The sequence below is a fragment of the Burkholderia sp. Bp9004 genome (genome assembly GCF_003858025.1).
Taxonomy (GTDB): domain Bacteria; phylum Pseudomonadota; class Gammaproteobacteria; order Burkholderiales; family Burkholderiaceae; genus Burkholderia; species Burkholderia diffusa.
Genome location: NZ_QTQD01000033.1, coordinates 31,179 through 51,390 on the forward strand (window position 1 = coordinate 31,179; position 20,212 = coordinate 51,390).

The 20,212-nt window shown below is 67.3% G+C and carries 20 protein-coding genes; 2 read left to right on the top strand and 18 right to left on the bottom strand.

Features of this window, described 5'->3' with window-relative positions:
• Nucleotides 1–75 precede the first annotated feature (75 nt).
• Entirely contained in the window at nucleotides 76–1,362 is a 1,287-nt protein-coding gene (locus tag DIE08_RS28485) for an NRAMP family divalent metal transporter (protein WP_124904899.1), read from the top strand.
• 36 nt (nucleotides 1,363–1,398) lie between these two features.
• Here DIE08_RS28485 and DIE08_RS28490 read toward each other — a convergent pair whose 3' ends face one another.
• From DIE08_RS28490 to DIE08_RS28575, 18 genes are all read right to left on the bottom strand, one after another.
• On the bottom strand, nucleotides 1,399–1,800 hold the full coding sequence (locus tag DIE08_RS28490; protein ID WP_059686280.1) for a PPC domain-containing DNA-binding protein: 402 nt from the start codon (nucleotides 1,798–1,800) through the stop codon (nucleotides 1,399–1,401).
• A 120-nt stretch (nucleotides 1,801–1,920) separates the two neighbouring features.
• Nucleotides 1,921–2,943, bottom strand: coding sequence for a 2Fe-2S iron-sulfur cluster binding domain-containing protein (locus tag DIE08_RS28495; RefSeq protein ID WP_124904901.1), 1,023 nt, complete (start codon nucleotides 2,941–2,943; stop codon nucleotides 1,921–1,923).
• Between the two features lie 13 nt (nucleotides 2,944–2,956).
• On the bottom strand, nucleotides 2,957–4,624 hold the full coding sequence (hcp, locus tag DIE08_RS28500) for a hydroxylamine reductase (protein ID WP_124904903.1): 1,668 nt from the start codon (nucleotides 4,622–4,624) through the stop codon (nucleotides 2,957–2,959).
• Nucleotides 4,625–4,816: 192 nt separating this feature from the next.
• Nucleotides 4,817–5,044 carry a DUF3079 domain-containing protein gene (locus DIE08_RS28505; RefSeq protein WP_124904905.1) on the bottom strand — a complete coding sequence of 76 codons (228 nt, stop codon included), beginning with the start codon at nucleotides 5,042–5,044 and terminating at the stop codon, nucleotides 4,817–4,819.
• A gap of 206 nt (nucleotides 5,045–5,250) precedes the next feature.
• On the bottom strand, nucleotides 5,251–6,651 hold the full coding sequence (locus DIE08_RS28510) for an MFS transporter (RefSeq protein WP_124904907.1): 1,401 nt from the start codon (nucleotides 6,649–6,651) through the stop codon (nucleotides 5,251–5,253).
• A gap of 28 nt (nucleotides 6,652–6,679) precedes the next feature.
• Complete coding sequence (locus tag DIE08_RS28515) at nucleotides 6,680–7,924, bottom strand: NAD(P)/FAD-dependent oxidoreductase (RefSeq protein WP_124904909.1); 1,245 nt, start codon at nucleotides 7,922–7,924, stop codon at nucleotides 6,680–6,682.
• Nucleotides 7,921–8,883 carry a VOC family protein gene (locus DIE08_RS28520; RefSeq protein WP_059608463.1) on the bottom strand — a complete coding sequence of 321 codons (963 nt, stop codon included), beginning with the start codon at nucleotides 8,881–8,883 and terminating at the stop codon, nucleotides 7,921–7,923. Before DIE08_RS28520 ends, DIE08_RS28515 begins: the two co-directional genes overlap by 4 nt.
• Nucleotides 8,884–8,901: 18 nt before the next feature.
• Nucleotides 8,902–10,392, bottom strand: coding sequence for an aldehyde dehydrogenase (locus DIE08_RS28525; RefSeq protein ID WP_124904911.1), 1,491 nt, complete (start codon nucleotides 10,390–10,392; stop codon nucleotides 8,902–8,904).
• A gap of 89 nt (nucleotides 10,393–10,481) precedes the next feature.
• Nucleotides 10,482–11,309, bottom strand: a complete 828-nt coding sequence (locus tag DIE08_RS28530; protein ID WP_059608465.1) for an aspartate dehydrogenase — start codon at nucleotides 11,307–11,309, stop codon at nucleotides 10,482–10,484.
• Nucleotides 11,302–12,972 (bottom strand): thiamine pyrophosphate-binding protein, encoded by a 1,671-nt coding sequence (locus DIE08_RS28535; RefSeq protein ID WP_124904913.1) that lies wholly within the window; start codon nucleotides 12,970–12,972, stop codon nucleotides 11,302–11,304. The genes DIE08_RS28530 and DIE08_RS28535 overlap by 8 nt, the downstream gene beginning before the upstream one ends.
• Entirely contained in the window at nucleotides 12,965–13,762 is a 798-nt protein-coding gene (locus tag DIE08_RS28540) for an SDR family oxidoreductase (protein ID WP_059686267.1), read from the bottom strand. Before DIE08_RS28540 ends, DIE08_RS28535 begins: the two co-directional genes overlap by 8 nt.
• Nucleotides 13,759–14,616 carry an IclR family transcriptional regulator gene (locus tag DIE08_RS28545; RefSeq protein ID WP_124904915.1) on the bottom strand — a complete coding sequence of 286 codons (858 nt, stop codon included), beginning with the start codon at nucleotides 14,614–14,616 and terminating at the stop codon, nucleotides 13,759–13,761. The genes DIE08_RS28540 and DIE08_RS28545 overlap by 4 nt, the downstream gene beginning before the upstream one ends.
• Nucleotides 14,613–15,509, bottom strand: coding sequence for an alpha/beta fold hydrolase (locus DIE08_RS28550; protein WP_124904917.1), 897 nt, complete (start codon nucleotides 15,507–15,509; stop codon nucleotides 14,613–14,615). Before DIE08_RS28550 ends, DIE08_RS28545 begins: the two co-directional genes overlap by 4 nt.
• Before the next feature lie 18 nt (nucleotides 15,510–15,527).
• The gene (locus DIE08_RS28555) at nucleotides 15,528–16,055 is read right to left on the bottom strand and encodes a cupin domain-containing protein (RefSeq protein ID WP_009692519.1); all 528 of its coding nucleotides are present in this window, start codon (nucleotides 16,053–16,055) and stop codon (nucleotides 15,528–15,530) included.
• Nucleotides 16,056–16,088: 33 nt separating this feature from the next.
• Nucleotides 16,089–16,859 carry an SDR family oxidoreductase gene (locus DIE08_RS28560; protein WP_124904919.1) on the bottom strand — a complete coding sequence of 257 codons (771 nt, stop codon included), beginning with the start codon at nucleotides 16,857–16,859 and terminating at the stop codon, nucleotides 16,089–16,091.
• Entirely contained in the window at nucleotides 16,852–17,928 is a 1,077-nt protein-coding gene (locus DIE08_RS28565; protein ID WP_059608471.1) for an aromatic ring-hydroxylating dioxygenase subunit alpha, read from the bottom strand. The genes DIE08_RS28560 and DIE08_RS28565 overlap by 8 nt, the downstream gene beginning before the upstream one ends.
• Nucleotides 17,929–17,982: 54 nt before the next feature.
• Nucleotides 17,983–18,294 carry a recombinase-like helix-turn-helix domain-containing protein gene (locus DIE08_RS28570; RefSeq protein WP_059608472.1) on the bottom strand — a complete coding sequence of 104 codons (312 nt, stop codon included), beginning with the start codon at nucleotides 18,292–18,294 and terminating at the stop codon, nucleotides 17,983–17,985.
• Between the two features lies 1 nt (nucleotide 18,295).
• Nucleotides 18,296–18,613: a non-heme iron oxygenase ferredoxin subunit gene (locus DIE08_RS28575; protein ID WP_006758060.1), complete on the bottom strand. Its 318-nt coding sequence runs from the start codon at nucleotides 18,611–18,613 to the stop codon at nucleotides 18,296–18,298.
• Between the two features lie 445 nt (nucleotides 18,614–19,058).
• Between DIE08_RS28575 and DIE08_RS28580 the strand changes: the two genes are divergently transcribed.
• On the top strand, nucleotides 19,059–20,138 hold the full coding sequence (locus tag DIE08_RS28580) for a porin (RefSeq protein ID WP_124628972.1): 1,080 nt from the start codon (nucleotides 19,059–19,061) through the stop codon (nucleotides 20,136–20,138).
• The last annotated feature ends 74 nt before the right edge of the window (nucleotides 20,139–20,212 follow it).

Sequence of the window (20,212 nt, forward strand, 5' to 3'; positions counted from 1 at the left end):
CGACCGGCGCCGCCCGTCCCATGGCCCGGGCACGCCGATTGCGGCTCGGTTGCCCCCTTCCCACGGGCCGCCGACATGAACGACAACGAGTCCCTCGATACCGCGCAGCCTCGTCCGCGCGCGGCAACGTGGCTCCGGCGCCTCGGGCCGGGCCTCGTCACCGGTGCCGCCGACGACGATCCGTCAGGCATCGGAACCTATTCGCAGGCGGGTGCGCAGTTCGGATTCGAACTGCTCTGGTCGCTGCTGCTGACCTATCCGCTGATGACGGCGATCCAGCTGGTCAGCGCGCGCATCGGCCGCGTGACGGGCAAGGGCCTCGCGTCGAACATACGCGCGCACTACCCGTCATGGCTGCTCTACAGCGCAGTGGCATTGCTGTTGATCGCGAACGTGATCAACATCGCGGCCGACCTGTCGGCGATGGGCGCAGCGGTCAATCTTCTGCTGCACGGCCCTCAGGAACTCTATGTCGTCTGTCTGGGCGGCGTGTCGGCAGTGCTGCAGATTTTCGTGCCGTACGACCGCTATGCGCGCCTGCTCAAATGGATCGCGCTGGTCCTGCTCGCGTATGTCGCGGTGGCGCTCATCGTGCCCGTCCATTGGGGCGAGGTCGGCCGCGCGATCGTGTGGCCGCATATCCAGCTGACCGCCGCCTACCTGACCACGGTCATCGCCGTGCTCGGCACCACGATCAGCCCTTATCTGTTTTTCTGGCAGGCGTCGCAGGAGGTCGAGGAACTGCATGCGGAGCCGAACCAGCACGCGTTGCGGCGCGCACCTCATCAGGCACCCGCGCAGTTGCGACGAATCAACTTCGATACCTGGGTCGGCATGGGCGTATCGAACGTCATTGCGTTCTTCATCACGCTGACCGCAGCGGCCACGCTCAACATGCACCACATCGAAGTGAAGACGTCCGCCGATGCCGCGCGCGCGCTCGAGCCCATTGCCGGGCACTTCGCGTACGTGCTGTTTGCGCTCGGAATCGTCGGCACCGGCCTGCTGGCGTTGCCGGTGCTCGCCGGATCGGCCGCGTATGCGGCCTCGGGCAGCTTTCGCTGGCGCAACAGCCTCGCGCTTCGGCTCGGCGTCGCGCCCGAATTCTATGCGGTGATCGCCTTGGCGATCGTGGGCGGCGTCGCGATCACGTTCATGCATTTCGACCCGATCCGCGCGCTCTACTGGAGTGCGGTCATCAACGGCGTGACCGCGGTTCCGATCATGGTCGTGATGATGCTGATGGCCGGCAGCCGACGCATCATGGGCAAGTTCGCCGTGACGGGCGCGCTGGCGTGGGGCGGCTGGGCCGCGACGCTCGCGATGGCGATCGCGGCGATGGGGGTGTTCGTGCCGGTGTAGGCCGCATCGGTCACCTGCGCCAGACCGTGCGCACGATCAGCCTGACTCCGGACGAATCACCAGCTCGTTGAACCCGGTCCCTGCATCGGGTTCACGGGAGAAACGATGTGCGGGCAACAGCACGAGCAGGATCTCGGCGGTCGTCCGCACCACGCAACCGCTCGCGACGTGTCCGCCCGACACGCGGCCGTTCGCGTCGGACACCGACATATGAAGGTGCGCGCCGTCCGGCGAGACCGAACCGGCCAGCGTCAGGATCTCGAGGTCGCCGCGCAGTTCGGTCGGCGCGTCGACACCGGCAAAGCGCAACTGCGCGACGGTCAGGCTGCCGATCCCCTGGATCACGAATGCCGCGTGTGCGTCGAGCCGACACAATGCCTGCTCGATCGATGCGCGCAGATCGTCGCCGGGGGAAAGACGCAAAGGATGGGCTTGCATGGTCGATAACCTGCTGGTGGGCCGGGGTGTCGACAAAGCGTACGTTCGACCGGGCCATCCGGCAAGCCGCCTGCCGGATCGCGCACCGCGCCTGCGTCACGGCAACGCGCGGCACGCACATCACACGGTGAATCGCTCGCTCGCGAATTGCGCGTCCGGCACGCCGGCCGCAACGGCAACTCCCCGTGCGCCCTCGACGAGCGGCGGCGGCCCGCATACGTACACATCCGGCAGCACTTCGGCCTGCGCAAGCGCCGCGCGCAACGCATCGACCGGCGTCCCGCGGAACCCGGCCCATGCCGTGCCCGGTCGCCATACGCACAAGTCGATCCGCAGTTGCGGCAACTCGGCCTGCAATCTCTCCAGCTCGTCGAGCATGAACAGTTCGCTTTCCTCATTGACGCCGAAGAACAGCCGTGCGTCGCCCGTCTCCTGATACTCGGCCATGCGCCTGAGCATCGACAGGACCGGCGCAAGCCCCGTGCCGCCCGCGACGAACCAGCGTGGCCGAAGGCTGTCTGCGAACAGGCCGAATCCGCCCATCGGCACGCGCACGGTCAGCGGGTCGCCGTGCCGCGCGCGCTCGCGCAGATAAGCCGAGAACCAGCCGCCCGGCCGCAACCGGATCAGGAATTCCAGGCGGCCGTCCCAGTTGCTCGTGTTCGCGAGCGAATATGGGCGGCGCACACCGCTGCCCGGCACCTCCAGTTCCGCGAACTGGCCGGCTTCGAACTCCGCAGCCGCGCCGAACGCGTCGTCGGGCTCGATCTGCAGCTCGACGCGCATCGTGTCGCGCGCGATGGTATCGAGCGCCGCGATCCTCGCGGTGCGCACGGGCACCGGCTGCAGCAGCACCTTGGCGCGGTCGTACGGCGCGGCGACCCGCAGATCGCCGCGCGGCGTCGTCCGGCACAGCAACACCGCGCCGGGCTGGCCGGCCGGCAACGCGTCGGCGCTGTGGTCCCGCATCTCGTACGGGCCGTCGACGACGGTCGCCTGACAGGCACCGCAGCTGCCGCGTCGGCATTGCGACGGCAGCGTGATGTCTGCCTGCGCCGCCGCCGCGAGCAGATCCTGGCCGGGCTCGCAGTCGAAGCCGAACGGCGCGCCGTCGCGCGTCGTGATCTCGATCCGGTAGCTCATCGAACGATCCCGTTCATGCTGCCTTGCGCGCGAGCGCAGCGGCCAGATCCGTGTCTGCCTCACCGATCGGCTGGATCCCGAACTGATCGACCAGCACCGCGAGCACGCCCGGCGTGATGAACGCCGGCAGCGACGGCCCGAGCCGGATGTTGCGGATCCCAAGTGCGAGCAGCGTCAGCAGCACCGCGGCCGCCTTCTGTTCGAACCACGAGATGACGAGCGACAGCGGCAGGTCGTTCACGCCGCATTCGAACGCATCGGCGAGCGCGGTCGCGATCCGGATCGCGGAATAGCTGTCGTTGCACTGCCCGACGTCGAGCAGGCGCGGAATGCCGCCGATATCGCCGAACGCGTGCCGGTTGAACCGGTATTTGTTGCAGCCGAGGGTCATCACGACCGTGTCGTCGGGTGCCTGTTCCGCGAACTCGGTGTAGTAGTTGCGGCCCGGCGCCGCGCCGTCGCAACCGCCGATCAGGAAGAAGTGGCGGATCTGCCCTGCCTTCACCGCGTCGATCACCTTGTCCGCGACGCCCAGCACCGCATGCCGGCCAAACCCGACCGTGATCGTCTCCTCCGGCGCGGTGGCCGGGAATCCGGGCAGTGCCTGAGCGGCTCGAATCAGCATCGAGAAATCGTGATGCTCGAGATGACGCACGCCCGGCCAGCCGACCGGCCCGGTCGTGAAGATCCGCTGCCGGTATTGCGGCAACGGCTCGATGATGCAGTTGGACGTCATCAGGACCGGCCCGGGGAAATGCGCGAAGTCGCTCTGCTGGTCCTGCCACGCGCCCCCGTAGTGGCCGGCAAGATGCGCAAAGGCTTTCAGCGTCGGATACGCGTGAGCCGGCAACATCTCGCCGTGAGTATAGACCTGGATGCCTGTGCCCGCCGTCTGTTCGAGCAACGCATGCAGATCGCCGAGATCGTGGCCGGACACGAGGATCGCCTTGCCGGCCACCGGCGACACGCGCACGGCGGTCGGCTGTTGCGCACCGAAGCGGCCGGTGTTCGCGTTGTCGAGCAGTTCCATCACCGTCAGGTTCAGCCGGCCGAGATCGAGCGCCTGCGCGAGCAGCGCGTTGACGTCGTCGGGATCGCCCGCGAGAAACGCGAGTGCCGCTTCGACGCCCTCGTACACGTCGTCGCGTTCGTAGCCCAGCACCTTCGCATGATGCGCATACGCGCACACGCCCTTCAGCCCGTACAGCACCAGCGCACGCAGCCCGACGATATCGGCACCCACCGTGTCAAGGCCCGCATCGATGCCGACGCGCGCCGCCTGCTTCAGCAAGCCGGCCAGATCGTCCGCCGGCTGCCACGCGGCGGGCCCCGTCAGCACCGGCACGGCCGTGCCAGCCGCCCGTGCGTGCGCTTCGCACGCGGCCTTCACACGATCGCGCGTCTGTGCTGCTTCGCGCAGCAGCGCGACGAAGCGCGCCGCATGGAAGTTCACGTTGGTCAGCGTGGTGAACATCGCGTACAGCACGAATCGGTCGGCCTCACGGTCTGGCTCGCCCATCGTGCGCGCGATCGCGGCGTACTGCGCGATGCCCTTCACCGCATGAACCAGCAGGTCCTGCAGATCGGCCGTCGTCTCGTCCTTGCCGCAGTTGCCCTTCGCCGATGCGCAGCCGGGCCGTGCGCCGGTCCGGTCGGTCTGTTCGCATTGATAGCAAAACACGGTGCTCTCCTTTCTCGATCATGGGGGCGCGGGTCGGCGCGAACGGCGGTGGGAAGCGTGTTCCGGACCGCCGGGCGTCTCGCCCGCTTCAAGATGCGTGCTGTATGCATCTTTTTCATGATGTTTCGGCGCGCCTTTCGCTGCCGTGATGCAGGTCAAGAAAGCGCGCGCACGCGGTGGGACAACTTGTCGCTACGACTGCCCGCCGGCCGGCGCCGCGGTTGCCTCGTCTTTTTCATCGTCCGCACAGTCGATGCCCCAGTCGCCGTATCGATACCAGTCGTCGCCGAGCAGTTCGCTCGGGTGCTGCGTGCGGCTGGAGCCGTTGCCGCACCGCATCGCATGCGTCGGGCAGTAGTTGTCGCATCCCCAGCAAATCCGCTCCGGATGCCCAGGATGCAGCGGAAATGTCTTGGCCATCGTTCGTCATCCTCCCGGTATCGTTGCGTTCGCTACCGTTCGACTCTAAGTCCACCGCGAAACGATGCCGATGCGACATTCGTTCGCACCGGACGCACCGCACTACCCGCGCCGCTCGCTCGCGAGCGCCGAACGCGATCGCCGGAAAACAAGAAGGCCCGGACGATGTCCGGGCCTTCCACGTCAGCCGTTGCGGCCAGCCGCGCTTACGCTTCCAGCGCTTCGAGCACCTTCCCCTTCGTCTCGATCCCGACGAAGTGCACGGTCACCGCCGCGATCAGCGGCACGATGCCGATCAGGTAGAACGCCGGCGCGAGGCTGCCGCCGATGATCGCATGCGGCACGATCATCGGCGCCGCGAACGACGCGATCTTCAGCCACGCGCTGCCGAGCCCGCAGCCCGACGCACGGATGCTCGTCGGATACTGCTCCGGCGTATAGACGTACGCGGTGATGAAGCCCGATGCCATCAGCCCCAGCGACAGCGAGCAGAACACCGCGACGACGTACACCGACGATGCGTGATAGAGGCCCGCGAACGCCAACGACAGCGCGCACAGCACGAACGACCACACGATCACCGGCTTGCGTCCGAGCTTGTCGACGAGCAGCGCCGAAGCAAGCGACCCGAGCACGCCCATCACCGAGCCGATCACCGCGAGATTCAGCGCGAGTTGCAACGGCGCGTGATAGAAGTTCTTGTAGATCGTCGGCAGCCACGTGGACAGCCCGTACTGGATGAACCCGCAGGTCGCCCAGAGCGTCGCCACGGCAAGCGTGCGCTTGCGATACGCGGCGCTGAACAGGTCGCTCATCCGGCGCTTCGGGTGCTGGCGCACCATCTCGTCGTACGCGGCCACCTGCGTGACCGGCGGCAGTTCGCCGCGCACCGACGATTCGAACACACCGACCGCGCGCCCGGCTTCCGCGAGCCGCCCACGCGACGCGAGCCAGCGCGGCGATTCCGGCACGAGATGCGTGAGCACCAGCGCGAGGATCAACGGCAGCCCGCCGACGAAGTACATGATCTCCCAGCCGAACCGCGGCACGAGCCATGCGCCCAGCGCCATCGACACGAGCAAACCGATCGGAAACACGATTTCATACAACAGCACGAAGCGGCCGCGACCATGTGCACGCGTGATTTCGTTGATGTACGTCGCCGCGACCGGCAGTTCGCCGCCGAGACCGAGCCCCTGCAAGATCCGCAGGAGCACGAATATCTCGAACGTCGGCGCGAAACCGCACGCGATGCTCGTGATGCCGATCACGGCCGAACTCCACGCGATCGCCTTCACGCGGCCATGCTTTTCCGCGAGCGCGGGAAACAGGAACGCACCGATCAGCTGGCCGATCGCGCCGGACGCGATCAGCATGCCGATCTGCGTCGGCGACAGCCCCCACTTGTGAATCAGCAGCGGCAGCGTCGCCGCGATCGTGATCACGTCGAAGCCGTCGAAGAACGTGGCGGTGCCGATCAGCACGCGCGCACGGATCTGCATCGCGTTGGCCGGAAGCCGCTCGAGCCGCGCGATGATCGCGCCGGGCGTGGAGGCGGCAGCTTCCATCGTGGCCCTGCCGGCCACGACGTTGTCGAAAGTGCTCATGCGGGGTGTCTCCTGGATCGTTCGCCGGTCAGGCAAGCGCTTTGGTCGTGTCCGCCAGGGCTTCCGTATCCACAGCCCGGCCCTGGTTCATCCACTTGCGTGCGAGCTTGAGCTCACGTGCGTTGTTGACGGCGATGACACCTCTCACATGCCCATCGCCTACGAAAAACAGCGTCGCGCGGCGCGCGGCGAGGTCGCCGCGCACGACGAGCTGCGCATCGGCCGGCAGATCGCCGAGGATCTGCAGGTTCACGTCGTACTGATCGGACCAGAACCACGGAATCTCCGCGTACGGCGCGCGCACGCCGAGCACGGCCTTCGCAGCCGCGATCGCCTGGTTCTGCGCGTTCGCCCACGATTCGAGCCGCACGCGCCGCTTCAGCCAGCCGTTGTGATGATTCGCGACGTCACCGCACGCGAAGATCGCCGGGTCGCTGGTCGCACCGAATTCGTCGACCACGATGCCGTCGTCGACGGCCAGGCCCGCGTCGCTCGCCAGCGTCGCGTTCAGCGCGAGGCCGATGCCGGCCACCGCGAAATCGGCGTCGATCGTCGTGCCGTCGGCGAGCGTCGCGCGCACCTTCGATGCGTCGTCCGGTTGCGCGTCGAGCGATGCGAGCGCCGCGCCGAGACGCACGTCGACACCGTTCGCGTGATGCAGGTCGAGCAGGAAGTCCGACACGATCTGCGGCACCGAACGCCCGCACAGACGCGGAGCGCCTTCGACGACGACCGCTTCGACGCCGAGCTTGCGTGCGGTCGCAGCGACTTCGAGGCCGATCCAGCCGCCGCCGATCACGAGCACGCGCCGGCTCGCACGCAGCTTCTCGCCGAGCGCGGCCGCTTCGTCGAGCGTGCGCAGGTAGTGCAGGTTCGGCGTCCTGACGATTGCATCAGGCAAGCGACGCGACGTGCCGCCAGTCGCGATCACGAGACGGTCGTATTCGATCTCGAGCCCGCTTTCGGTCTTCACCACGCGGCGCGCACGGTCGATCGACGCCGCGCGTTCCGGCTGCCACGCCTCGACGTTCAGCGCGTCGAATTCGTCGGGACGCACGACGCGTACCGTTTCGATGTCGGCATCGCCGGCCAGCACGGCTTTCGACAGCGGCGGGCGTTCGTACGGCAGGTGCGGCTCGTCGGCGATCATCACGAGGCGGCCCGCGAACCCTTCCGCGCGCAGCGTCTTCAGCACCCAGCCGGCGGCCTGGCCGCCGCCGATCACGACGACCGTGCCGGGCACGGCCGACGCCTGCGAGTTCGCTTCGGTCATGATTTGCGCTCCGTCATGAACTTGCCTTCCGGCGCCTTCGCGTCCTTCTGCCGGCGCGTGTTGCCGTCGAGGCCGCCGTCGACCGCCCATTCGGCGAACACGGTCGGGCCTGGTTCGAATTCGCGCGGCTGCCACTCGGGCGTCAGCACGTCTTCGTCCGCGTAGTACTCGATCAGCGCGCCAGCCGGGTTCTGGAAGTACCAGAAATACGCGGACGACACCGGATGACGGCCCGGGCCGAGTTGCGTTTCCCAGCCGCAGCGGTCGATGTGCATGCCGCCGCCGAACACTTCGTGGATGTCCCGCACGGTGAACGCGACGTGGTTCAGGCCGCGCTTGCCGTTCGGCAACGCGAGCAGGAACAAGTCGTGGTGGCCGCCATGCGGCGCGCAACGCATGAACGCGCCGCGGCCCGGATAGCGATCCGACGTCTCGAAGCCGAGCAGCTCGTGATAGAACGTTTCCTGCGCGTCGAGGCAGTTCGTGAAGAACACCACGTGGCCAACCTCGACCGGTTCCGCGCGCGGATAGATCGGGCTCGGCTGGTCGACGCGCAGCGTCTGGCCCCACACGTTCGACGGCGAGCCGGTGATGTCGAGTTCGCGCTTGCGCGTGACTTCGACGCGAATCGCCATGCCGTTCGGATCGATGCAACCCACCGCGTCGTCGTGCGCGTAATAGCCGGGCTGGCCAGCCAGTTTCGTGCGCAGCGCGTCGAGTTCCTGCTTCGTCGCGACACCCCACGTCACCTCGCGCAGCGTCGGACCCGCCTCGAACGCCGGCGGCAGCGACGGATCGTCGGCCTTGACGACCAGCACGGTGCAGCCGTTCAGCGTTTCGAAACGTGCGCGCGTGTCGTCGTGCGCGACTTCCTTCAGCCCCCAGTCGGCGAAAAAGCGCCGGCACGTCGCGAGGTCGTCGACACCGTACGTGATCTGCTCGATACCCAAGATGCTCATTGCGTCATTCCCCTTCGCTCAGTTCGCCCACGGCAGCGGCGCGTCGTTCAGGCCCCAGTAGAGGCTCTTCTGCTGCATGTACTCGCGGATGCCGAGACGGCCCTTCTCGCGGCCCATCCCGCTCTCCTTCCAGCCCGAGAACGGCGTGGAGATCGAAAACAGCTTGTACGTGTTGATCCAGACGGTGCCCGTCTCGAGCGCGCGCGCAATGCGCCACGCGCGCTTGTAGTCGCGCGTCCAGATGCCGGCGGCAAGGCCGAACACGCTGTCGTTCGCCTGCGCGATCAGCGACGCTTCGTCGTCGAACGGCATCGCGACCAGCACCGGTCCGAAGATTTCTTCCTGGCAGATGCGCGCGGTGTTCGGCAAACCTTCGAGAATCGTCGGCTGGTAGAAGAAGCCGTCCTCGCGCCCGTCGCCCGACGGCCGCGCGCCGCCGCACAGCAGGCGGCCGCCTTCCTCCTGCCCGAGCGCGACGTAGCGCTCCACCGATTCACGATGCTTCGCGGTGATCAGCGGGCCCATCTGCGTGTCGGGCCGCGTCGGGTCGCCCACGCGCAGCTTGCGCGCACCTTCGACGAGGCGTTGCATGAACGTGTCGTAGATCGCGCGCTGCACGAACAGGCGCGAACCCGCGATGCACGCCTCGCCCGACGAGCTGAAGATGCCGTACAGCACGCCATTGACCGCGTGATCGAGATCGGCGTCGTCGCACACGATCGTCGGCGACTTGCCGCCGAGTTCGAGCGACACGGGCATCAGCTTCTCGGCGGCGATGCGCGCGATGCCGCGGCCCACTTCGGTGCCGCCGGTAAACGACACCTTCTTCACGAGCGGATGGCGCACGAGCACGTCGCCGATCACCGAGCCCTTGCCCGGCAGCACGCTCAGCACGCCCTTCGGCACGCCGGCCTCCTCGCAGATGCGGGCCAGCGCGAGCGACACGAGCGGCGTGACTTCGGCCGGCTTGAGCACCACCGCGTTGCCGCCGGCGAGCGCCGGCGCGAGCTTCTGCGCGTCGGATGCGATCGGCGAATTCCACGGCGTGATCGCCGCGATCACGCCGATCGGCTCGTGCACGCTCATCGTCAGGTAGTCGCCGCGCGACGGTGTCAGTTCCTCGTCGAGCGTTTCCAGGCACGCCGCGAAATAGCGGAACGTGTTGGCGGCGCTCGCCACCAGCACGCGCGTCTCGCCGATCGGCTTGCCGTTGTCGCGGCGCTGCAGGTTCGCGAGCGCCTCGTGACGCTGCATGATCAGGTCGGCGATCCGGTACAGCACCAGCGCGCGCTGGTGCGGCTTGAGGCCGGCCCAGTCGGCGCGGCGCCACGCGGCGTCGGCGGCCACGACGGCTTCGGCCGCGTCTTCCGCGTTCGCCGTCGATACTTCCATGTTCAGCGACTGGTCGGCCGGATAGATGCTCGCGTAAGGCGCGCCGCGACCGCGCCGCCACTCGCCGCCGATCAGGATGTCGCCGTTGGGTACGAGGCTCGTATCGAATGGAGTCATGTCACAAGTCCCACTAATCTGTCTCTGCGCAGCCGCCCGCGCCGTGGCGCCGGCGGCCGTTCAATGGCCCGAATGGCTGCGTCGCACGCTCAGATCACGCAGCGGGCCGCGCGGTTGCGCAGCGCGCGGATCGCGCTGTACGCGGTCAACGCGGACGTCTTCGGGTTGTCGGGCAACGGCTTGCCGCTCATTTCGAGCGACATTTCGCCGAATGCGCCGCGTGCGGTAATGCGGTGCACGTTACGCGCGACGGCCGGATCGGCGATCAGGCGCACGCGCGTCGCGTCGAGGCCGAGGCCCGCGAGCGCGACCGTCGCCGCGACGTTCGCGTTCTTCGGATACAGCCGCGCGGCGTCGCGTGCGGTGCCCTCAAAGATGACCTTCTCTTCGGTCATCGCACGCAAGTCGCACAACGCCTCGGCAGGTGTGCCGAGCCAGCCGAGCGGCGGCTTGCGGCCGACGTACAGCACCTCGTCGAGGCCGCCTTGCTTCGCCGACGCCAACGCGTCGATTCCGCCGATCGCGCCAGACAGCAGCGTCAGCGTCGCGTCGCCTTCGTCGGCGGCCTGCGACAGCACGTCGAGCAGCGCAAGGTCGGACAGCGCGCCGATCGATGCGACCGCGCAATCGGTGCCGGCCTTCAGCAGCGGCACGACGTGATCGACAAGCGCGCCGTGGCCCGCGCATTCGAGCGCGAACTCGGGCAGGTGGGCCAGTGCATCGACCGACGATACGACCTCCACCGCGCTTCCGAGCTCACGCTGCACCGCGTCGCGCTGGTGCTCGGGCACGATCACGTGCGCGACGCGCAACGATGCATCGTGCTCGACCGCGTGATACACGGCCGCACCGATCGCGCCGAAGCCGATCATCGCGATGTCGACGGGCGCATGCCCGTGGGCGTGGTTGTTACGCATACTGCCGCTCCGACGGCGTTTCTTCCTTCTTCACCGGCGGGCCTGCGAACTGCGATGCGAACGAGCCGACCGACAGCATGTCGACTTCAACCATCACCGGCCCTTCCTTCGCCATCCCTTCGCGCACGATCGCTTCGGCCTGGTCGAGCGACGAGATCCGGTAGTGCGTGAGGCCGAAACTCGCGCAGAACTGTGCGAAATCCGGCTGGTGCAGCTGCACGAAGCAGCGGCGGCCGCCATAGTGCGCGTCCTGGATATTGCGGATCACGCCGTAGCACTGGTCGTTCATCAGCACGATCATCACGTTCGCGTTTTCCTGCACGGCCGTCACGAGCTCGCCGACGTTGACCATCAGGCCGCCGTCGCCGACCAGGCAGACCGTCTTCGCCGCCGCGCCGGCCAGTGCCGCGCCGATGCCCATCTGGATGCCCTGGCCGATGCCGCCGCCGAGCGCATGCACGCCAGCGCGCGGTTCGAAGATTTTCAGCAGGCGGTTGCCCCACGTGCTGTTCGAGATCGTCACGTCGCGCACCCAGTTGTAGTCGCGGCCCACCGCGCCCTGCAGCGTATCGACCAGCTTCTTGTAGGGTCCGAGACCTTCCGACACGCTGGCGACGGCCTGCTCGCGCGCCGCCGCGAGATCGCCCGCGAACTTCGGATCGACGGACAGGCGGCCTTCGAGGCGATCGGCCAGCTCGGCCAGCACGCGCTTCGAATCGCCGTGCACGAACAGCTCGTTGCGATAGCCGCGGTTGTCGGCGAGCGCGTCGGCGTCGATGCGGAACAGCGGCTGCGGCAGCGCGAGCTTGTACTTCAGCGTCTCGTTGCCGCGCAGGCGCGAGCCGACCACGACGAGCGCGTCGCAGGTCTTGTAGAACGCTTCGACGGACGCATGCACGTTGAACGCGCCGAGCGTCGCCGGGTGATCTTCCGGCAGCACGCCGCGCCCCTGCACGCTCGTCACGACGCCGAAGCCGAGCTTCACCAGGCGTTCGACTTCCGCACGGGCGTGGCGCGCACCGCCGCCGATCCACAACAGCGGACGGCGCTTGGCCGCCAGCGCATCGGCGAGCTTCGCGACGCGTGCGTCGTCGTGCTCGCGCACCGCGACGTGCGCCGGCGCGAGATCTTCCGGCCATTCGATTTCGGCAGCCTGGATGTCGATCGGAATCTCGACCGACACGGGCCCCGTCGGCGCGGTCTGCGCGATGCGCACCGCTTCGCGGATCGTCGGCAGCACGGTCTCGACCGTGCGCACGCGGAACGCGGCCTTCGAGATCGCGTCGAGCATCGTGAGCTGGTCCGGCGCTTCGTGGATGTAGGCGAGATCCTGGTCGAGGTACGGCGTCTCGATCTGCCCCGTGATGTGCAGCAGCGCGGTGCCGGCCGTCAGCGCCTCGACCATCGCACCAGCGGCGTTGCCCGCCGCCGTGCCGGTGCTCGTGAACGCGACGCCGAGGCCGCCCGACACGCGGGCGAGGCCGTCGGCCATGTTCACCGCGCCCGCTTCACCGCGCGCGCCGACATACCGGATGTTGCCGCGCGAGTTGATCGCGTCGAGGATCGGCATGTTGTGGATCGAGATGACACCGAATGCGGTTTTGACGTCGCACTGCTCGAGAAAGGCGGCAATCAGCTCGCCAACCGTGGTTTTTTTAGACATGGCGTGCAAAGCCTCCAGAAACGTCGATATGGCTGCCCGTCGTGTAGGACGACAGATGCGTTGCGAGATAAAAAAGTGCCCAGGCTGCCTCGTCAGGCTTGCCGAAGCGGTTCAGCGGGATGTTCTTCTTGCGGGCGAGCGCGCCCGTCCAGTCCTCCCAGCTTTCGCCGGCCTGCGCCTGCGCTTCGTAGCGGCGGCGCCATTGACCCGACTCGACGATGCCGATCAGGATCGAGTTCACGCGGATGCGCTGCGGCGCGAGTTCGGTCGCGAGCGACTTCACGAGGCTCAGCACACCCGCGCGCGCCGACGACGTCGCGACCATGTGCGGCTCCGGCTGCAGCGCGAGCAGCGAGTTCACGCAGGTGATCGTCGGCGCCTGCGCGTCGCGCAGCAGCGGCAGGAAGGCGCGCGTCGGGCGGATGATGCTGAAGTACTTCAGATCGAGCTCTTCGCGCCATGCGTCGTCGGTCGTGTCCGCGAAGGTCGACACGCGGCCCTGGCCCGCGTTGTTGACCAGCATGTCGGCGCGGCCGAAGCGGTCGGACACGGCCTGCGCGAACGCGGCCACATCGGCTTCGTCGAGCACGTTGCAGCGCACGGCGAGCAGTTGCGCGTCCGGGTATTTCTCGCCGAGCAGCGCTTGCGCGCGCGCGAGGCGTTCGCCGTCGCGGCCGCAGATCGCGACCGACGCGCCGGCCTGCAGGAACCGTTCGGCAGTCGCGAGGCCGATGCCGGACGAACCGCCCGTCACCACCGCCACCTGCCCGGTCAGATCGATCTCAATCATCGGAGTCCTAAAGCCTTCATAAACGTGTGCTCGTCATCCGAGCGGTAATTGAGCCGCCGCGACAGTTCCGCCGCCGCGCGCTGCACCTTGTCGATCAGGCCGTCGGCGATCAGCGCCGCGTCGATCTCCGGCCGAGGCACCGTCACGGTGATGCACGCGACGATCCTCTGCGTGTCGTTGCGCACCGGCGCCGTGACCACCGAAATGCCGCGTTCGAACGACGAATTGCTGACGCCGTAGCCGCGCAGCGCATCCTCGCGGATCACTTCGTACAGCGCGTCGACCGTCTCCGGCGTCGCGCTCGTCATCCGGTTCAGCGTGCCTTCCGGATACAGCGCGCGCAGCTCATTCAGCGACAGGTCGCCCATCAGCACGTGGCCGTGCGTCGTTGCATACGCGGGCAAGCGGGTGCCGACGTTCACGCGAATCGAGCTGAACACCGGCGACTGGCTCTGCGCTTTCGCGACGAACACCACGTCGCGGCCGTCGCGGATCACGATGTGCGTCGTGAAACCGGTCGCGTCGCGCAGGCTCTCGATCACGGGCAGGCCGAGATCGGTCAACTCGAGCGAGCTCAGGTATTCGAAGCCGAGCCGCAGTACGGCGATGCCGAGCTTGTAGTTTCGATCCTTGTCCGCGCGCTCGAGAAAGCCGAGCGATTCGAGCGTCTGCAGCAGACGGAACACCGTCGTGCGCGGAATGCCGAGCCGCTTGGACAACTCCGGCGCGCCCAGTACCGGCTCGCGCGGCGAGAATTCGGCGAGGATTCGCAAACCGCGTTCGAGGCCTGGCACCACGTAGTTGGCCTCGGACTTCGCGGAGTCCGCATCCGGCTGCTGCAACGGTTCGCTCATTCCAGCCCCCGTTGACGATCGCACTGACGGCAGAACGCGTCGATCAGCGACGAATAAACCCCCGGTGCTTCCACGTAACCCGCATGACCTGCCTGCGGAATCACCTGCAACCCGACGTGCGCTGCCGCGGCGATGCGCTCGCACGCGGCAGGCGGCGTGATCGCGTCGTTCGCACCGACCGCCACCGCCGTGCGACCGCGAAAGCCGGCGAGATCGGAAGCGAGATCGGCGTTCGCGAGCAGATGCGTGGCCTGCGCATAGCCGGCCGGCACGATGCGCGCCATGTTCCAGCGCACCCACGCACGCGCATCCTCGCTCGCGAAGCCCGACAGCATGTTGCCGCTGCGCTGCTCGGCGAGTCCGGCCGGGCCGAGTTCATCGAGCATGGCAAGGCGTGCATCGCGGCGCGTGTCGCGCGTTTCCGCGGGCGCGCTGCCGTAACCGCCCGCGGGCGAGATCAGCAGCAGGCCGGCGATCCGCGCGGGCATCAGACGGGCCAACCCGCCTGCGACGATCGCGCCGAGCGAATGCCCGACCAGCACGCAGCGTTCGATGCCGAGTGCCTCGAGCCACGCGTTCAGCGACGCCGCGTAATCGGCGGCCGCCGGCGACGCGCCGTGCACCGGGGTCGACACGCCGTAGCCGGGCGCATCCCACGCCAGGACGCGTCGCGACGCGCCGAGCGTGTCGAGCTGGCGCACCCACGATGCTGCGCCCGAGCCGATCCCGTGCAGCAGCACGACGGGCAGCGCGTGGCCCGCATGCTGCGCGCCGGCCTCGCGATAGCCGATCGTGCCCGCCGCGCCGGCCGCGCAGCGCTGTTCGGGAAACTGCCCGAGCAGCGCGGCGAACGCCGCGGTGCGGTCGCGTTCACGTTTGTCGATGACACTCATTGCTTGCTCCGCCCCGTCTCAGCGCTTGATCTTCGCGAGCGGCGAATCCGGCGGATACGTCGGCGTGATGGGCTTCGGCGAACCGAGCATCACGCACATCAGCGCGTCTTCCTCGCCGATGTTGATTTCCGTGCGATACACGCCCGGCGGCACCGAGATCAGGTCGCGCTCACCGAGGATCGCTTCCCAGGTCTCGCCGTCGCGCTCGCAGATCACCTTCATCTTGCCGCGCAGCACGAAGAAGATTTCCTCGACGTCGATGTGGATGTGGCTCGGGCCGATGTTGCCGGCCGGGATGACCATCGTCGAAAACGTGAAGTTGCCGGCCGGCACCGTGTTGACGTCCTTCGCGACGCCCGTGCCGCCCGTGCCGACGTAGCGCATCTGCGCACGGCGATACTTCGGGTCGTAGTCGGCCTGGAACTTCAGCGCATCCCAGTCGTAGCGCCGCGTCGCGTAGCGCGCGACACGCCCTTCCATCCAGTCGCCGAAGCTTGCGCCTTCCGGCTGGTCCCACGACTTGCGTTCGAGATCTGCATCCGCCATCGTCCTCTCCTTCATTCAGAGTGAAACTTCAATTCAATTCATTACGAAGCCGCCGTTGACCGGCAGCAGTTGACCCGTCACGAAGCGCGCGCCGTCCGACAGCAGGAACAGCACGGGGCCCGTCACGTCGTCGGGCACCTGCGCGCGCGTCAGCGCGCGGCCCTGCATGTAGAACGCGTGGCGCTCGGCCGGCACGTAGGCCGTCGCCTCGACTTCGGTCAGCCCCGGCGCGATCGCGTTGACCGTCACGCCGTGCGCGCCGAACTCGCGCGCCTGCGCATGCGTCATCGCGATCACGGCGCCCTTGCTCGCGACGTACGCGAGCAGCTTCGGCGCGCCCCAGAGCGCGGTGTCCGATGCGAGGTTCACAATTGCGCCACGGCCCGACTGCGCGAGGTACGGCAGCGCCGCGTTGCTGACGAGCCACACGCCGCGCACGTTCACGTTCATCACGGCGTCCCACGTCGACACGTCGAGTTCCGTCGACAGCTTGCCGCCCGAGTTCGTGATCGCCGCGTTGTTGATCAGCGCATCGATGCCGCCGAGCGCCGCCGCGCCCTGCGAGACGAACGCGGTGACGCTCGCCGGATCGGCGAGATCGAGTGCGAAGAAATGCGCGACGTGGCCCGCTTCGCAGAGTTGCGTGGCAAGCGCACGGCCTTCGTCGGCCAGCACGTCGCCGAACGCGACCTGCGCGCCCGCGTCGACGAGCGCCGTCACGAACGCCGCGCCGAGCCCGCGCGCGCCGCCCGTGACGAGCACGCGGCGACCCGCGAGCGACACGACCGGAGCGCGCTCAGCCATTTGCCGGCTCCGATGCGGCCTGCGCCTGCGCCGCGCGATGCGCGTCGAGCGCGGAAAGATGCTCCTGCGCACGCGTGCGCAGCATCCGGCGCACGCGCGTCATGCCGACGTCGTGCTGGTACAGGTATTCGTGATCGCGCGCATTCGGCGCGAGGCTTTCGAGGACGTAGCGGTCCTGCTCGAGCACGTCCCAGTGCAGGCCCTCGAGGCGGTTGCGGTACATGAAGCGCCATACGTCGCGCTGCCAGCCGCTGACCTTGCGGGTGCGCCAGAAATAGACCTGGCAGTTGTCGCCGTCGACCGGCGTCGCGAAGCCAATGATCCCGAAGTTGCCGCCCGGGCCGAACTTCTGCTTGTACGGAATCGCGAGGCGCATCCACAGGCAGCCCGTTTCGCCGAGCTCGACCCAGTCGAAGTTCACGTCGCGTTGGCCGATCTTCTCGAACATCAGGCCCGTTTCCGTCTTGCGGACGCGCATGTCGGCCTGCTTGTCGCCTTCGGCCATCGAGTGCGAGGTGGCATGCAGGTACGCGCCGTGCATCGGGTCCATCACGTTGTCGATCGCGTACTGGTAATTGCACTTCCAGTTCGACACGCACAGGAAGTGGCCGTATGCGTCGTCGACCAGTTCCTCGGGCAGGTTCAGCGGCGCCGGCTCGCCGTGCGCTTCGTCGCCGAACCACAGGAAGATCGCGCCGGCCTTCTCTTCGACCGGATACGACTTCACGCACTTCATGCCTTCGAGCGGACAGTTCGCGACCGCCGGCACGCGATTGACGGTGCCGCCGCCGTCGACTTCGATGCCGTGATACCAGCAGGCGATGTTGCCGCCGAGGTTCCAGCCGAGCGACAGGCGCGCGCCGCGGTGCGGGCAGCGATCTTCCAGCGCGTGAACCTTGCCTTCGTGATCGCGCCACAGCACGATCTGCTCGGACAGGCGCGTAAGGCCGACAGGCGCGTTCGACACCTGCCAGCTCGGGGCGACGGGATACCAGTAGTTCTTGATGCCGCGGTCGAGATACGCGCGGACCGGGTCGTGTTGTGTTTCGTGTTGTGCGGGGGACGTCATCAGTGTGCTCCGGATGCGGTTGTCGTCGGGTCGGCAGTCACGCGGTGCGCGCGCTCATTCCGCCAGCGAGGCCATTTCGGCGCGAAAGCGCTCAGGCGTCCACGCCGTGCCGTCCGGCGCGCGAAAGCCGATGCGGTTCAGGCCCGCGACGACATCGTCCAGCTCGGTCGCCCCGCTCTCGAACACGCGTTCGAGCGCGTCGCCGAGGTCGTTTTCATATTGGGTGGGCTCGGCCTTGCGGTTCTGCCAGACCTGGTTCTCGACCTGGCCCGGGATCTCGATCTGCCCCTTGCCGGCGACGTTGTTCGGCTGCGGCGCCACCCACGGCTTCAGGAAGGGATTGAAGTTGACGGTCGCTTCTTTCATGTCATTCCACCTTGATCTGGATTTCCTCGCCGGCCAGCCGCACCGCGTACTGCTTCAGTGCGCGTCCGCCCGGACCCTTCAGGCATTCGCCCGTCTTGATGTCGAACACGGCCTCGTGCAGCGGGCATTCGACAGTGCCTTCGTCGACGAACCCCTGCGTCAGTAGCGCGTATGCATGCGGGCACACGTTCTCGAGCGCATACACCTCGTCGCCGACGCGGTAGATCCCGATTTCGACGCCGTCGGTCCGCTTGAACTCGATCGGCGTGTCTTCCGACAGCGCGCCGGCGTGCCCGGCACAAACCCATTGTTCAGACATCTCACACCTTTCCTTCTGATCGACTCTCGGTTCGCCCCGGATTTGTTCCATATCCGGAACAGCAGTTTATGGATGGTGATTATAGGAGTGACTTTCCGCGAGTAAAACAAAAAGCTGCACGTCCTAGGGAAAACACTGACCGTCGGGTCGGCGCTCTCGCGCGCCGACCTCGCCAAACGAATTTTTTTGTTATATGGCGGGGATTTACCGGGTTTACGCGGGCTTCGCGCACCGACACCGGGCATCGGCCCGAAACCCATCCGTCCCGAAAAAATTATTTTTGATCCGGTGCTGGACGCCTCTATACTCCATTCCATCAGAGGCACATTGTTCCTTATATGGAACATGCGAATGCCCACTCGATGGCGAAAACGCGCGACGGCCGGCCGTTCCCGCGCGTGCCGCCACGGCACGTTTTCATCAGGTTGGAGATTCAGGAGATCAAATGGTCAAGCATGCGGTAGCAGCAGCAGTCATCGGATTGGGCGCCGCGTCGGGCGCGTGGGCGCAGAGCAGCGTGGTGCTGTACGGCAGCATGGATGCGGGCGTCGCGTACGTGAACAACGTCGGCGGCCATGCGAAGTGGGCGATGATCCAGGGCAATACGCAACCCGATCGGTGGGGCCTGAAGGGCAAGGAAGACCTCGGCGACGGCCTGTCGGCGATCTTCCAGCTCGAAAACGGCTTCTATACGAACAACGGCCAGTTCGCGACCGCGAACACGATCTGGAACCGCGCGGCATTCGTCGGCCTCAGCTCGGAACGCTACGGCACGCTGACGCTCGGCCGGCAGACGCCGCTGACGTTCGACTATCTCGATCCGCTCAGCACGGCCTACCTCGCGATGAGCTGGTATGCGTTCCACCCCGGCAACATCGACGGGCTCGCCGCGACCGGCAACGTGCCGTACAACAATTCGGTGAAGTACCGCTCGCCGAGCTTCGCGGGCTTCTCGGCCGCGGCGACGATGGCGCTCGGCAACACGACGAACTTCTCGACCGGCAAGTCGGTCGGCGTCGCGCTGAACTATGCGAACGGGCCGTTCAAGGCGTCCGCCGTGTACTCGAACGAGCATGACCGCTCGATCCTGATCGGCACGACCGGCATCACGTCGTTCCAGGGGCAGAACACCGCGAACGGCTACATCGCGAGCAAGGTCGAGAACATCGGCGCGGGCGCGTCCTACCAGTTCGGCGACTTCCTCGTGCACGGCCTGTACACGCGCACGAAGATGCAGTCGAACGGCTTTTCGGATACGTTCCAGAGCTACGACGCGGGCGTGAACTACCGCAGCAGCGCGTTCAACACGATCGCGGGCGGCGCGGCGACCACGACACTGGCTGGCCGCCGCTGGACGCAGGTCGAGCTCGGGGACATCTATTCGCTGTCCAAGCGCACGCAGTTGTACGCGAACGTGCTGTACGAGCACGGCTCGGGCGGCGCGAAGGCCGCGTTCTTCACGGCCGGCGCTTCGAGCACCGCGAACCAGGTGATCGTGCTGACCGGCATCCACCATTCGTTCTGAGCGGCGACGGGCGCACGCGCCCGAGGCCGGAAACGAAAAGAGCAGCCCGCGGGCTGCTCTTTTTCATTGGCGAT

Excerpts from the sequence above, each read along its gene's own strand:
- DIE08_RS28545 (WP_124904915.1), bottom strand. The coding sequence starts at position 14,616 with ATGAGCGAACCGTTGCAGCAGCCGGATGCGGACTCCGCGAAGTCCGAG.
- DIE08_RS28510 (WP_124904907.1), bottom strand. The coding sequence starts at position 6,651 with ATGAGCACTTTCGACAACGTCGTGGCCGGCAGGGCCACGATGGAAGCT.
- DIE08_RS28575 (WP_006758060.1), bottom strand. The coding sequence starts at position 18,613 with ATGTCTGAACAATGGGTTTGTGCCGGGCACGCCGGCGCGCTGTCGGAA.
- DIE08_RS28485 (WP_124904899.1), top strand. The coding sequence starts at position 76 with ATGAACGACAACGAGTCCCTCGATACCGCGCAGCCTCGTCCGCGCGCG.
- DIE08_RS28565 (WP_059608471.1), bottom strand. The coding sequence starts at position 17,928 with ATGACGTCCCCCGCACAACACGAAACACAACACGACCCGGTCCGCGCG.
- DIE08_RS28495 (WP_124904901.1), bottom strand. The coding sequence starts at position 2,943 with ATGAGCTACCGGATCGAGATCACGACGCGCGACGGCGCGCCGTTCGGC.
- DIE08_RS28490 (WP_059686280.1), bottom strand. The coding sequence starts at position 1,800 with ATGCAAGCCCATCCTTTGCGTCTTTCCCCCGGCGACGATCTGCGCGCA.
- DIE08_RS28520 (WP_059608463.1), bottom strand. The coding sequence starts at position 8,883 with ATGAGCATCTTGGGTATCGAGCAGATCACGTACGGTGTCGACGACCTC.
- DIE08_RS28530 (WP_059608465.1), bottom strand. The coding sequence starts at position 11,309 with ATGCGTAACAACCACGCCCACGGGCATGCGCCCGTCGACATCGCGATG.
- DIE08_RS28570 (WP_059608472.1), bottom strand. The coding sequence starts at position 18,294 with ATGAAAGAAGCGACCGTCAACTTCAATCCCTTCCTGAAGCCGTGGGTG.
- DIE08_RS28505 (WP_124904905.1), bottom strand. The coding sequence starts at position 5,044 with ATGGCCAAGACATTTCCGCTGCATCCTGGGCATCCGGAGCGGATTTGC.
- DIE08_RS28525 (WP_124904911.1), bottom strand. The coding sequence starts at position 10,392 with ATGACTCCATTCGATACGAGCCTCGTACCCAACGGCGACATCCTGATC.
- DIE08_RS28515 (WP_124904909.1), bottom strand. The coding sequence starts at position 7,924 with ATGACCGAAGCGAACTCGCAGGCGTCGGCCGTGCCCGGCACGGTCGTC.
- DIE08_RS28535 (WP_124904913.1), bottom strand. The coding sequence starts at position 12,972 with ATGTCTAAAAAAACCACGGTTGGCGAGCTGATTGCCGCCTTTCTCGAG.
- DIE08_RS28555 (WP_009692519.1), bottom strand. The coding sequence starts at position 16,055 with ATGGCGGATGCAGATCTCGAACGCAAGTCGTGGGACCAGCCGGAAGGC.
- DIE08_RS28580 (WP_124628972.1), top strand. The coding sequence starts at position 19,059 with ATGGTCAAGCATGCGGTAGCAGCAGCAGTCATCGGATTGGGCGCCGCG.
- DIE08_RS28540 (WP_059686267.1), bottom strand. The coding sequence starts at position 13,762 with ATGATTGAGATCGATCTGACCGGGCAGGTGGCGGTGGTGACGGGCGGT.
- DIE08_RS28560 (WP_124904919.1), bottom strand. The coding sequence starts at position 16,859 with ATGGCTGAGCGCGCTCCGGTCGTGTCGCTCGCGGGTCGCCGCGTGCTC.
- DIE08_RS28550 (WP_124904917.1), bottom strand. The coding sequence starts at position 15,509 with ATGAGTGTCATCGACAAACGTGAACGCGACCGCACCGCGGCGTTCGCC.